Origin of the sequence: Candidatus Symbiopectobacterium sp. NZEC151 (genome assembly GCF_025962655.1) — a bacterium.
Classification (GTDB): domain Bacteria; phylum Pseudomonadota; class Gammaproteobacteria; order Enterobacterales; family Enterobacteriaceae; genus Symbiopectobacterium.
In genome coordinates this window covers 612,216-625,076 of record NZ_JAGFPE010000001.1, presented here as the reverse complement: position 1 = coordinate 625,076, position 12,861 = coordinate 612,216, and the positions used below count along the sequence as shown (strand labels likewise).

Genomic DNA, 12,861 nt, shown 5'->3' with positions numbered 1-12,861 from the left:
TGCATTAATCATGCACGAAAGGATTGGTCTTGCGCTCCTGCCCCAGCGTCGAAATCGGGCCGTGTCCAGGAATAAAGGTAATATCATCCCCGAGTGGGAACAATTTGGTCCGGATAGACGTAATCAGTGCCTGATGGTCGCCCTGTGGGAAATCACTGCGCCCTACACCGCCGTTGAAGATCACATCGCCCACCTGCGCCAAGCGTGATGCCTTATCGATAAACACCACGTGGCCCGGCGTATGTCCCGGACAATGCAACACGGACAGCTCTATGTTACCCACCGTCACCGAATCCCCTTCTTGCAGCCAGCGCGTCGGCGTTAACGGCGCACACTCTGTCAGGCCGAACATACGGCTCTGTGCGGGCAAACCATCGAGCCAGAAGGCATCAGCGGGGTGTGGGCCGATAATCGGCACCTGATAGTGTTCGGCCAGCTGCTGAGCCGCACCGACGTGATCGAGATGTCCATGCGTCAACAGGATTTGCGACACCTTTATGTCGCACTGCGCGACAGCGCGTTTGATTTTTTCCGCTTCGCCACCGGGGTCAACAATCGCCGCGTCGCGGGTTTCTTCACACCATAACAGCGTGCAGTTTTGGCTGAACGCCGTCACGGGAACAATCTGGTATTTCATAGCACTCCACTTCACGAAAAAGCACCCTTACGTGGCCCTCATCATGACACGGTCAGGCCGCAGGGTCTATCAGCGTGAAGGGTTACCAGCTCCGCGTCGGCCCGGTATCAATGTGCACGAAATTACTTTTAGGATAGTAGCCTACGCCGCCCGCTTTCAGTTTCAGCGCCGCTTTGCGAATATTGGTCAGTTGCACACCTTCGATGTGAAAATCCATCGCCTGACCTTTGGTGTGATAGCTCTGTTTGGCTACGCCGCGCGAATGGCTGCGCATTTCATTGTTGGTGTCCACCGAGCGATAGCCCGAAATCAGCTGCACCGGTTTGTTGGTGCCTAACATCACCTGTAAGCGATAAAGCTGATCGAACAGCGCAGGATCGATGGTTTTGGTTTTATTGGCGCGGTAATCACGGAAGAAGTGGTTCAGACGGGACAATTCATCTTTGTTGTAACGGCGACCATCGAAGAATTCAGTTTTGAGGTACTCGCCCGTATTGAGGTTTGCCAGCGTGAGAATGCGCGGACGCGGGGTTGATAGCGTGGCAAACGCCTGACCCGGCAGCATGGCAGCCCCCAACGCGACTCCGCCCAGCGCCAGCCATCTGCGGCGATGATGATCGATGAATTCCATGAAGTGTGCCCCGGCTTAAAAGATGAACATAACGGCGACAAGAAACGCGCCGTTTGGCACCATAACCGTGCAGTGCAGTTGAGTCAACCCGCTTTACGACAGGGTATGCGGAGGATCGCGTAGATCCTCCGCGCCGGTGTAAACCCTGTGACGGCGCTAACGTCCCAGAATATCAGCGGTTACTGGAGCAGTTGCCCTGCTTTGCCCAGGATGCCCGCCCCGCGTTTTACCGTATCATCATAATTGTAAATATCTGTGCGGAACTGGGGTTTGCCGTCGTCAGCCACCCAGGCCGTCAAATAGTACAGATTGACGGGAATACGCTGCTTGACCGGCACATAGGTGGTATTTCCCTGCGCCAGCGTGGAGGAAATGCGCGCATCGTTCCAACCGGCATCCTGCAACAGCAGTCCAGCCAGCTCGGAGGCTTTGTTCACGCGCACACAGCCCGAACTGAGCGCGCGAATGTCGCGCTGGAACAGCCCATGATTCGGCGTATCGTGCAAATAAATCGCTTCGGAATTGGGCATGTTGAATTTATAGCGTCCCAGCGAGTTGTTGGCACCGGGAGCCTGACGAATGCGATACGGGAAACGATCGGCAGATACTACAGACCAGTCAATCATCGTCGGATCGATGGTCTCCGCTTCGGAGTGCCAGCCAGAGAGCAGCGTATAGTTGTTCCGTTGCAAGTAGCTGGGATCCTTGATGACCTTGGGAACGATATCCTGGCGAATCAGCGTTGTTGGCACGTTCCACGGCGGGTTAACCACCACGTTATACAATGAGCTGCTCATCAGCGGCGTTTTGCGTTTCGGTTGTCCGACAATCACGCGCGAAGAGAGGCGCTGCGTACCGTTTTGATAATAGTTCAACGAATAGTCAGGGATGTTCACCATGATGCCGGTGCTGACATTATCCGGCACCAGGCGCAGGCGCTGAATATTGAGCGCCAGCAGCGCGGCGCGGGTTTGCGGCGAAACGTTCAGCCAATCCCGCGTCCGCTTGCCAATGACGCCGTCGGCTTCCAACCCTTGCCACTGCTGGAAGCGCTTAACCCCCTCGACCAGATCGCCCGTGTAGGTATCCGGTGACGGCGCAGCCGCGTCGGCAGCAGCAGGTTGCTCGTTGAACAGGGTAATGGTCTCTGGGGTGGCAAGCATACCGGTGCGTTGCAATATTTCACGCAGTACCGCCAGATCCTGACTTTGCTGTTCAGGACGCAAGGTATCCGACATCGTCAACACCGGCCAGGGACGCGTGTCCAACAACAGCGTTTTCAACGCCTGATGCATCTTGGCATATTGTGAATGGCGCGGTGCCAGCGATGAGACAAACCCGACGCCGTTGCCCGCGACCAGTGCCTGCCGCCATTGCTCCACGCGCGCAGGCGCGGGCGGCTGCAAACGGTAGGGGACGCTGCTGTAGAGCCAGTCGGTGCCGTTACGCTCCACGCCATCAACAAATTGCAGATAGCCCAGCATGGCATCCGACAACAGCACGTCGCGCGCCGTCCCGTTGATACTGGCATCAGTCAACCAGGTAACCCATTGCGTAAACTGCGGCTGAACCCCTGACAGCGCCACTTCCGCCAACTGCTGCTGAAGCTGCACCACGGCATGCTCATCCGCCCACAGCCGTTGTGCCGGATGCAGTGCGTAGAGTGCGGTAATTTCTGAAAGATAATGCGGTTTAACGCCTTTCGCCGCCAGTGCCTGTAACGCCGCCGCGCTGGTTTCGTGCGAAACGGTGCCTGCGGTGTGCGAAGAGACACTCGGCGCGGCATGGGGAATTACCGTCGCCTGCCCGGTTGCCGACAACGAACAGAAAGAAAACAGGCCCAAGGCCCACAGCGTGCCAACACGGCACAGCGTGCTCTGCGCTTTTTGCTCACATAACAACATCCATTTATCCCCTGTATTCAATAAACGCGATATCAGCCACGATATTTTTATCGGCAATGAAAGCCACAAGGTCCAATGGATATGACTCCCCAACACACGTTATGCAGAAACTGATTGTTATAAAATAGCGCAAAACGGTGAGATGACTTGCCACTTTAATTATTCGCTCATCATCACAGTTAGTATATAAAGAGACAACGTTTTTTGCGCCACTTCCCGCAGGATTATTTCACTGGTCCGTCATGTGTACGGCGCAAAAAAGGGAAATAGAGAGACAAAAAAAGAGGCCGTTTAACACGGCCTCTGCACGTTACGTCATAGGGTTATCGCTACGATGCCTGCACCTGCGGCGTTTCATTCTCACTGCCAAAACCGCGCAGTCCAACCACGTGCACATGCTCCTGATTCTGGAACACTTTACGTACCAGCTTGTAGGTGGTGCCTTTTTCCGGACTGATATTTTCCGGTGCGGCAATCACCAACTGCATTTCCAACCGTTCGCACAGCTCGAATAATGTGGCGATGGATTTCGCATCCAGACGCGCGGCTTCATCGAGGAACAGCAAACGACAAGGGATAATATCTTTGCCGCGCAGGCGCTTGGATTCATCTTCCCAGCTCTGCACCACCATCACCAGAATCGACATCCCGGTCCCGATCGCTTCACCGGTGGAGAGCGCACCGCTTTCTGCACGCAACCAGCCATCGGCACCGCGATTGACCTCCACTTCCATCTCAAGGTAGTTGCGGTAATCGAGCAACTCCTCACCGATGGTTTGCGGCGTGCGCTGACCCATATCCACTTCAGGGTTGAGGCGTTGGTAAAGTTTCGCCAGCGCTTCCGAGAAGGTCAATCGGTTGCTGCTGAACAGATCCTGATGCATCTCTTGCTGTTCCGAGAGCACATTGAGCAACGTAGTGTGCGTTTCGCGTACGTTGACGTTCAAACGCACGCTTTTCACCTGCCCGAACGCGACTGCCTGCAAGCCCTGGTTCAGCATGCGAATGCGGTTTTGCTCACGCTGAATGGTTTTACGGATAATATTCGCCACGCTCTTGGAACTGATCGCCAACATTTTTTCACGCGCGGTCAGCTCTTCCGTCAGACGGTTAAGTTCAATTTCCATCTGCTCGATGGCTTCAACCGGGTCATCGGTGCGAATAATGTCCTGACGAATACGTTCACGCAGATGCTGATAGACAGCGATATAGAACTGCACTTTGCGCTCAGGCCGCTTCGGATCTTCCGAAGCACGCAGTACGTCGCGCAGATGTTCATTATCCGCAACCGCCAGTCGCAATGCTCCCAACGCCTTATCCGACATAGAACGCAATTCGTCTGCGTCCATGTAGGCCAGTTCGCGTCGGTGCAAACGGCGCTCCACGCCATTATCCTTCACCAGCCGCATCACGGCACACCAGCCCGCTTTCGCCGTTACCACCTGTTCACGCAGTTGGTGGTAATCGCGCTCCACCTTGCGCAATTTCTTCTGCAAACCATCCATTTCCGCTTCACAGAAGGTAATCTGCTTCTCCAACTGGTTACGGCGCGTGCGGTTGGCACTCAGGGCGGCATGCAATTCATCCCGGCGGGTGCGGGCGCGCGCTTCGGCATCCGCATCCGCGCGCACGCCGATCTCCTGCAACTCCTGAATAAGCTCTTTGTGCATCTCATTTTTGGCTTCATGCGCGCTGCGCAACGACGCCTGCACCTGGCTGTACTGCGTTAACTGTGCCTGCTGCTGGCGCAGTTGCTCACGCGAACGGGTACGCTCGGTTTCTGCCTGCTCTAACCGTTGACGCAATTTGTCATTCAAATCGGCATTTTCACCCAGCATGTCCGCTGAGTCGCTATAGCCGAAGTGGGCTCGCCGTTGCACCACTTCCGTTATGGCAAACGCCTGCTGTTTAGCCTGACGCTGTGCGCTTTGTGCCTGGGTGTACTGCGCCCGCAGTTGTTCATGCTGCTGTGGATCGCTTTGCAGCACCGCCACCAGCGGTTCCAGTTTCACCAGCGACGCACCGTGCTGTGCAATAAAGTGTGCGGACTCTTCTGCGGCATCCAGCTCGTCGCGAATCTCTTCGATCCGGTCGTGCAACGTATCATCACACAGCAGGCTGACGCGCGGGATCAGGCGGTTCAGCAGTGAAACGCACTCTTTGGCCTGATCGTATTGCTGACGTTGCTGCTGGTTTTCTGCATCAAAATTGTTGATGGCGCGGTCCAACTCTCCGCGCCGTGAACTCAAGGGGCGCAGCGCCGCCTCAGGATCGTTATCGAACGCAATAGCCAGGTGAGAACCGATAAAACGGCTGAAAGCCTGATGCAAACGTTGGGTTTTCTGCACGTCAAACGACAGCGTAGCGTACTGCTCCGCCAGCGCTTCACGTTCGTCACGCAAGCTCTCCAGTCGATTTTCACGCGCCGCGCGGCCAAACAACGGCACCTCAGGGAAACGCGAATAGCGCCACTGACGATCGGCGATTTTAACCACCACCGCTTTTTGCAGCTCTTCTACCGCGAACACGCTGTCATCGAACGATTGCGGATCCCCTTCAATCAGATAGAGATCTTCCGGGCAGTCATCCAGCCCTTCAAGCTGATCACGCACCAGCGACAAATCGGCGACAACGATGCCGTGGCGTGACGGCCCGTACAGCGCGGAGTAATACGGCGCATCATCAAGGGTAACGTCATCATAAATTTCGGACAGCAACACGCCGCCAAAACGTTCTGCCAGCGCGGTCATTCGCGGATCTTCTGCACCACCCGGCTGACTTAAGCGTTCGATTTGATCGTCAATGTGACGCTTGCGGGCCGCCACATCATCACGCTCTACCGTGATTTCACGCTCGCGCTCCAGCAGTTGCTGCAAATGCTCGGTCACTTCCTGACCATCAGCAAAGGTTGCGCCACTTTGTTCGGTCAGTTGCGTCAAGGCTTCCTGCGCCGCCAGCCACACCGGTGCCCGCGCGGTTAATGTCTGGATTTGCTGCTGGATCTGCTCCAGTTCCTGACGCAGCGCCAAACGGCGCTCCCCGGCTTCCGCAACCAGCGCAGAGAGGGTTTCAATCTTCACCTCCAGTTCCTGCTGCAAGCTGTCTAAGTCTTCCGGCTCACAGGACTGACCATAGCGTTTACCAAACTCTTGCAGCAGGCGTTCCGCTTCCTGCTGTTCGCGCAGGCGCTGCTCCAGCTCGGCCAGGCGACCGCGCAGGGGATGCACACGCTCGGCCTGATAGCGCTGGGAGGTACTGTCGCGCAGCACATCACGTGCCGCTTGCCAGGCCTCACTGCGCGCAACGTTACCCACAATCTTGCAGACTAACTGATAGGCTTGTTCAAATTGGCTATGTGCCGCATCGGAGACACTCAGGGTTTGTTCCAGTTGCAGCAACAGCTCAGTCGCTTCCTGCTCCCGCGCGTGGAAGGTTTCCAGCCACTCGTCGGCGTTATCTGCGGTTAAGTCCGGCAACTGACACAGGGAACGAGCACGCTCCAATGCCTGTTGCGCCTGTTGATACTGGATCGCCCGGGTCTGCTGCACGTCCAGCGCCTGCTGGTAGTCGGCGAGCTGGCTTTTCAGTTCATCCACTTCCAGCTCGGCAGCCTGCGCGCGCGCATCGTTCTCTTCGAGCAGCTCGCGCGCTTCTTCTACTACGATGTCCTGCTCTTCCAGACGCGAGCGCAGCTCTTCCAGATCGCCGTCGTAACGCTCAATCTTTTCCTGCTGACGCAGCGCCGTTTGCACCAGATTGAGGTGGTCACTGGCGGCCTGATGATCGGTTTCCAAATCGCTTTCGGCGTCCGTTTGTTCCGCCAGCTCGCGCGCCATTTCCACGTGACGGTACTGTTCATGCACCAACTGTTTGCGGCTACCAAACAGGTCATGACGCAGCGCCAGCGCACCGTCCAGATGCACCCGACGCTCATTGGCATGGCGCATATAGTCGGCGGCCACGTAGGATGTGGCTTCCGAAATCAGGTGTTTGAACAGATCGCGATCCGATTGTGTCACCCGGATGGCTTCCAGTGTCATCCGGTTTTCACGCAGTGCCGCTTCCATATCCTGGAACGCCTTGCGCACCCCGCTGTTTTCCGGCAGCAGGTAATCACGCAGCGATCGGGTAATCGCGCTGGAGATCCCGCCGTACAGAGAAGCTTCAATCAGGCGATAGAATTTACTGCGATCGGAAGCGGAACGTAACCGACGAGGCACCACGCCCAAATCAAACATCAGCGCATGGTAATCGGTAATGGAGTTGAACTGTTTGAACAGCACGCCCTCCATCTCTTCCACTCGCTCTTTCAGTTCTTGCAGCGTCAAAACCCTAACCTGGCGTTCGCCCAATGACTGGGTCAGCACCTGCGTCGGTTGCAACGTGGTGGGCAGCCCTTGGATGGCGAAGGGTTTGATATCGACCTTCTTATCACGCCCGGCGACCTGTTGCAGACGCACCCCGACCAGCACGCGCTGATGGCGGGAATTGACGACGTCTAACGTGGCATAACACACGCCAGCGCGCAGCTTGCCGTGCAACCCTTTATCACGTGAGCCGCTGGTGGCACCCGCCTCGGTGGTGTTACGGAAATGCAGCAGCGTCAAATCCGGGATCAGCGCGGTGATAAAGGCCGCCATCGTCGTCGATTTTCCCGCGCCGTTACCGCCGGACAGCGTGGTGACCAATTCGTCTAAATCGAAGGTACGGGCAAAAAAACCGTTCCAGTTGACCAGCGTCAGTGAGCGAAATTTACCGCGTTCAATCATTGTTATTCTTCCTCTCCACGCTCTGCCGCATTGTCTTGCGCACTTTCGCCCTCTTCCAACTCATCATTCAGCGACAGGCCGCTGTCTAGCGGCAGCGCTTCGCCATCGCGGATCATGCGCAACTGAGCTTCACGCGCATCGTCACCGCTGCGCACGTCGGCACCGAAACGGAACGCCGCTTCGGTGATGCGGAATTTGCTGCTGTCGTTGCCCATGAAGTAGACCATCCCCAAGCGTCGCAGGCGATTGAGCGAGGTTCTGACCTTCTCCTGCAATTTCTGTCGATCCAGATCCGAGCCGGTTGAGCGTTGGTTGACCAACTTCAGCAGCTTGTTTTCATCGGCCAGACTCAGCAGCTCTTCATAAAGCTCCTGCTGAGTAAAAATGCCCTCTTGCGCCAGCCGCTCTGGGCTGAGGTAGAGATAACAAAGAATTTTTCCCACCATCATGTCCAGTTCGGAGAGCACCGAGCGCGGGATCAGGGTGGTCGATCGCGGTCGTAGATAGAAGAAACCTTCAGGCGCGCGGATCAGTTCCACGTTATAGCGCGCGTAGAACTCCTCCAACACGTCCTGAAAATCCATCAGGTAAGCGTGGTTCTCCAACTCTTCCACGCCGATATGCCGCCCCGCACGCAGTTGGCTGTCAAGCGCGGGAAACAGGGTATTGGCTAACGCCGTTGCCAGTTTAGCTGGCATGATTTTATCAATAGTTGTCGATGACATGGGCCTGTACCTTGGCTCCGTAATCATTGATTGACTGCCATAGCGCAGGCAATCCGGTGAAATCCGCTTCGGCCACACCCAGGCGTACCGCCTGGTCGACCACGATTCGTGCCACATCAAAATGCTGCGCCCGGGGATAGTGGCTGAGGTAATCACGCACCACGTCCGCCAGGTTGAGCGGGATGCGCTCGGTTTTATATTTTTGCAGCGCCGCTTCTATCAGCGCGGCGATCTGTTCGCGCATTTCGCTGAATTCTTCATACTCCAGTTCCGGCGGCAACTCGCCCGTCACTTCATCGCTGCGCAGCGCCAGCTCTTCATCGCGCATGTCCAGCAGGCGATCGGCATTGGCGAAGGTCAGTGCCCAGGGCTGATCGAAATAACTTTGCACCGACTGGCGCAGGCGCTGAGCGAATACCCGGTTTTTATCCATATCAATGGCGGTACGGATAAACTTGTGGACGTGTCGGTCATAGCCAATCCACAGGTCGATGGTCTGTTGTCCCCAACTGATGATGCGATCCAGCTTGGCTTGCAGATCGAACACCAGTTTATCGACAAACTCCAGCTCAGGATGCTGCATCGTCGCTTCCTGAATCTGCAACAAGCTGGTTTGCAGCTTATCGCCCGCCGCCTCCAGCGTGTCCTGCAATTCACGCAGAATGCCGGACGTTTCTGTCAGCAGATGCTCGCAGCTGGAAATGGCAGCGCGCCAGTCTTGCGTCAGCAGCGCAGCGATATCCTCTTTCACACCCTGCTGCTGCTCGTCCATCACGCGCTGTGAGAGATCGATGCTGTCAAAAATTTCCGCCACCGAATATTTGAGCGGCGCGAACACATTTCGGTGCCAGTGAAACTCATCACCCCCCTCTTCGGCGGCCTCCGCGGCGCGCAACAGTTCCTGCGCCACAATGGAGAGCTGCATCGAGAGGCGCAGCGTCGAAAATTCGCGCTGACGGATATAATAGTCGGTGATGCCAATGCCGAGCGGCGTCAGCCGGTAGATGGCATTGCCATCCGCCACTTCACTGACAAAGCGATTAACCAAGCGCTGGCGCACCAAATCATTGATGGCGTTATTGGCGCGCATTGCCACGGTTTCATGGGTTTGTTCAAATCCCTTGCTGACGTGACGAAAGGCATCCACCAGTTCCCCTTCGCTCATTTCGCCATCCATTCGCTCGCCGTTCAGCGTGGCAATAGCCAGCAGAAACGCCAGGCGTTCGGTGGGGAGTGACAGGGAAAAATCATTTTTTCGCGCCCAGGCAACCAGTTCCGGCACTGTCTGGGAAAAATCACTCATAGTGCATCCTTTATAGGGCGTTTACGCGCCATGACATGAATATAGCGTCCCAGGCTAACAAAAGGCTCCTGGCGACAATAGCGCTGTTCCAACGCTAACAATTCCTCGAAATTATCGATTTGTTGCTGCTTGTTCTGCAAATAGTCATGAAACACCCGTACACCGGTCTTTCCTTCAATCATCATCCCCAACGCCTCGAGCCAGCCATAAACCTGCTGGGGATCGAGGGGGTGATCCGGCGATAGCGAACGTCGTTTGCGCTTTGGCATACCGGCTTGCACATAGGCAAAATTACCCAGCACCACATTGCGCAGCAAAAGTGCATGATGATTATAAAACATCAGCGAAAAGGCACCGCCGGGTGCCAGACAATCCGTTAGCGTCCGCAATATCGCCTGTGGTTCAGCAACCCACTCCAACACCGCGTGAAACAAGATCACATCCGCCGGATGCTCCATATAGGTGGCAATATCCTGCGCGGCGCAGTGCACGAATCGCATGTTCTCAGCCACGCCTTGTTCCTGAGCAATGCGGCTGGCGCGGTGAATCATCTCATCTGAAACATCGCACAACAAGACCTGATGTCCTAAAGCCGCCAAACGACAGGCCATGTGCCCTTCACCACCGCCCGCGTCAAGAATGCGCAAAGGCCGCGCTGGCAACGTTTTCAGCAACCCATCCAGATCCTGCCACAGCACCGCCTGACGCACCTGGCCTTTGGTGGTGCCATAGATATTACGGGCAAATTTTTCGGCGATATCGTTAAAATTGCGATCTTGCATTGCGCTGCGTTCCACGTCATCGTTAGGGCGATCGTGCGGCACGGTGTGCCCTCATATACCCGGTATTCGGGTATAACGCCATATTTCCTTCAACCTGTTATTCTGGCACAGGCGGAACGAGAATAAACCGCCTGACCGCACGATATTTTGCCGGATGCCGTTTTTTCACCCAAAGGGACCCTGATTTCATGCTGTTTACCCTCAAAAAAGTCGTTGGCGGCCTGCTGCAACCGCTTCCGTTACTGCTGGTGCTGATGGGCGCCGGTCTGACGCTGCTGTGGTTCTCGCGCTGGCAACGTGGGGGAAAAGCCGTTATTTCCTGCGCCTGGCTGGCGTTATTGCTGCTGAGTGTGCAACCGGTCGCCGATAAGCTGCTGCTGCCGTTGGAAAGCCACTATGCGACCTGGCGGGCGAGCGCGGCGCCTATTCCCTATATCGTGGTACTGGGCGGGGGCTATACCTATAACCCTGAGTGGGCACCGAGCGCCAATTTGATCGGAAACAGCCTGTCACGGGTGACCGAAGGCGTGCGTCTTTATCGTGCCAATCCTGGTGCGAAGCTGATCTTCACTGGCGCAGCCGCGCAGGGAAATCCGATGACCAGCGCACAAACCGCGGCATTGGTTGCGGAGAGTCTGGGGATTCCGCGCGAGGACATCATCACGCTGGATACACCGCGCGACACGGAAGAAGAAGCCGCAGGCACGGCGGCCCTTATCGGGCAACAACCTTTTCTGTTGGTCACGTCAGCCAGTCATCTGCCGCGTGCCATGGTGTTCTTCCAGGCACAGGGACTGAATCCAACGCCCGCCCCCGCTAATCAGTTGGCCATTACCAGCCCGCTCAATCCGTGGGAAAAAGTATTCCCTTCAGCGTTTTACTTGTCGCACAGCGAGCGCGCCTGGTATGAAACGCTGGGCTTGCTGTGGCAACGGCTGAAAGGCAGCGAAGCGCCGCCAGAAGCGGCATCACACTGAGAGGGTTATTCCAGCCAGGGCGTTAATTCGCGCGTGGCGCGATCGAACAGCGCCCGATCCAATTGCCCGGTATGCAGGTAGCGGGAAACCGCTTCCCAAATGACGTAAAGCCAGCGGCGATAAACAAAATTTTCCGCCAACGGCGCTTTTTGCAGGTAGCGATAGAGCAACGCTTCTGACATGCCCGGCTCGCACAGGCGAAACATGTCATATTCCCTGGGTGCCCATAACATCATGCCGGGGTTGATCATCGCCAGCAACTGATCGCTGCGCGGGTCTTTCAGCATGCTACGCAACGATAAATTACCGTGCACCAATACGCAGCTATCATCAAAATCATCAAACAAGCCGTCAAGACACTGGCGTGAGCGGTACAACACGCTGCGATCTTCCTGCGTCAGTAACGATGCGCCAACATTCAATAACGTTGACCAGAGCACTTCCAGCCGCTGTTCGTACCAACTGAGCCAGTCGTTATCCTGCGTGCTATCCACGCTGCCCACACAGCCGTGACTGTCGATACGGTGCCAGAGCAGCACGCTCTCGACCACATGATCCATCAGCGACGACCAACGTTCCGGGGTACGGGTCGGCGCTTCAACTGACACACCACGCAGGCGCTCAATCAATAGCAGTTCTTTATAGGGCGCTTCTTGGGTGATCACCACACCGTACACCGTTGGCAGGCGTACATCTCCCTCGCGCGCCAGCATGGAGAGCTTGTACGCCTCTTGCTGCGCAATACCCTGACAGACATAGCTTTTCGCCAACAGCGGCATGGCGTTGCCGTTATTGTCATACAGCGCGTACAAATGTGCGTAGGGCTGCTCACTGATACGTTGGAGCCGGCTTAATTTTTCCCCCAACACCGTGCTTAATTCAGCCTTCAAATGTTCCATACGTTGCTAAACCTCGCTCCTGCTTCAGGATCCCGCGTGCCATCATGCGGTGGACCGCCGTCAATTTCTTCAATATAGATCAAATAAAGTGCCATCGGCAGGCTGCGGCATTGTTTTGGAACTGAGCGCCGAGATGACCACCTCCCGTCATCCTCGGCGTAGGCCGGGGACCGCTGACAGAAGATACGCGTTTAGCCTGTAGGAGATTCCCGCTTACGCGGGAATGACGGGGGA

The 12,861-nt window shown here is 56.2% G+C and carries 9 protein-coding genes; 1 reads left to right on the top strand and 8 read right to left on the bottom strand.

Annotated elements, in window-relative coordinates; genetic code table 11:
* Window positions 1-4: 4 nt before the first annotated feature.
* The 7 genes from J5067_RS02885 to cmoM all read right to left on the bottom strand — a co-directional run bounded on the left by J5067_RS02885 (window position 5) and on the right by cmoM (window position 10,751).
* On the bottom strand, window positions 5-637 hold the full coding sequence (locus J5067_RS02885; protein ID WP_264650832.1) for an MBL fold metallo-hydrolase: 633 nt from the start codon (window positions 635-637) through the stop codon (window positions 5-7).
* A gap of 82 nt (window positions 638-719) precedes the next feature.
* Window positions 720-1,268 carry a YcbK family protein gene (locus J5067_RS02880; RefSeq protein ID WP_264650391.1) on the bottom strand — a complete coding sequence of 183 codons (549 nt, stop codon included), beginning with the start codon at window positions 1,266-1,268 and terminating at the stop codon, window positions 720-722.
* Window positions 1,269-1,447: 179 nt separating this feature from the next.
* Window positions 1,448-3,172: a L,D-transpeptidase gene (ldtD, locus tag J5067_RS02875; protein WP_264650390.1), complete on the bottom strand. Its 1,725-nt coding sequence runs from the start codon at window positions 3,170-3,172 to the stop codon at window positions 1,448-1,450.
* 329 nt (window positions 3,173-3,501) lie between these two features.
* Entirely contained in the window at window positions 3,502-7,941 is a 4,440-nt protein-coding gene (gene mukB, locus J5067_RS02870) for a chromosome partition protein MukB (protein WP_264642271.1), read from the bottom strand.
* A 2-nt stretch (window positions 7,942-7,943) separates the two neighbouring features.
* Entirely contained in the window at window positions 7,944-8,666 is a 723-nt protein-coding gene (gene mukE / locus J5067_RS02865; protein ID WP_264650389.1) for a chromosome partition protein MukE, read from the bottom strand.
* Window positions 8,647-9,969 (bottom strand): chromosome partition protein MukF, encoded by a 1,323-nt coding sequence (gene mukF, locus J5067_RS02860; protein WP_264642269.1) that lies wholly within the window; start codon window positions 9,967-9,969, stop codon window positions 8,647-8,649. Before mukF ends, mukE begins: the two co-directional genes overlap by 20 nt.
* Window positions 9,966-10,751 (bottom strand): tRNA uridine 5-oxyacetic acid(34) methyltransferase CmoM, encoded by a 786-nt coding sequence (cmoM, locus tag J5067_RS02855; protein ID WP_264650388.1) that lies wholly within the window; start codon window positions 10,749-10,751, stop codon window positions 9,966-9,968. The genes mukF and cmoM overlap by 4 nt, the downstream gene beginning before the upstream one ends.
* A 188-nt stretch (window positions 10,752-10,939) precedes the next feature.
* Here cmoM and elyC point away from each other — a divergent pair, with 188 nt between their 5' ends.
* Window positions 10,940-11,728, top strand: a complete 789-nt coding sequence (gene elyC / locus J5067_RS02850) for an envelope biogenesis factor ElyC (protein ID WP_264650387.1) — start codon at window positions 10,940-10,942, stop codon at window positions 11,726-11,728.
* Window positions 11,729-11,733: 5 nt separating this feature from the next.
* Here elyC and J5067_RS02845 read toward each other — a convergent pair whose 3' ends face one another.
* Window positions 11,734-12,627, bottom strand: a complete 894-nt coding sequence (locus J5067_RS02845; protein WP_264650386.1) for a YcbJ family phosphotransferase — start codon at window positions 12,625-12,627, stop codon at window positions 11,734-11,736.
* Window positions 12,628-12,861 lie beyond the last annotated feature (234 nt).

Coding starts and splice junctions, on each gene's coding strand:
- J5067_RS02885 (WP_264650832.1), bottom strand. CDS start 637: ATGAAATACCAGATTGTTCCCGTGACGGCGTTCAGCCAAAACTGCACG.
- J5067_RS02880 (WP_264650391.1), bottom strand. CDS start 1,268: ATGGAATTCATCGATCATCATCGCCGCAGATGGCTGGCGCTGGGCGGA.
- ldtD (WP_264650390.1), bottom strand. CDS start 3,172: ATGTTGTTATGTGAGCAAAAAGCGCAGAGCACGCTGTGCCGTGTTGGC.
- mukB (WP_264642271.1), bottom strand. CDS start 7,941: ATGATTGAACGCGGTAAATTTCGCTCACTGACGCTGGTCAACTGGAAC.
- mukE (WP_264650389.1), bottom strand. CDS start 8,666: ATGTCATCGACAACTATTGATAAAATCATGCCAGCTAAACTGGCAACG.
- mukF (WP_264642269.1), bottom strand. CDS start 9,969: ATGAGTGATTTTTCCCAGACAGTGCCGGAACTGGTTGCCTGGGCGCGA.
- cmoM (WP_264650388.1), bottom strand. CDS start 10,751: ATGCAAGATCGCAATTTTAACGATATCGCCGAAAAATTTGCCCGTAAT.
- elyC (WP_264650387.1), top strand. CDS start 10,940: ATGCTGTTTACCCTCAAAAAAGTCGTTGGCGGCCTGCTGCAACCGCTT.
- J5067_RS02845 (WP_264650386.1), bottom strand. CDS start 12,627: ATGGAACATTTGAAGGCTGAATTAAGCACGGTGTTGGGGGAAAAATTA.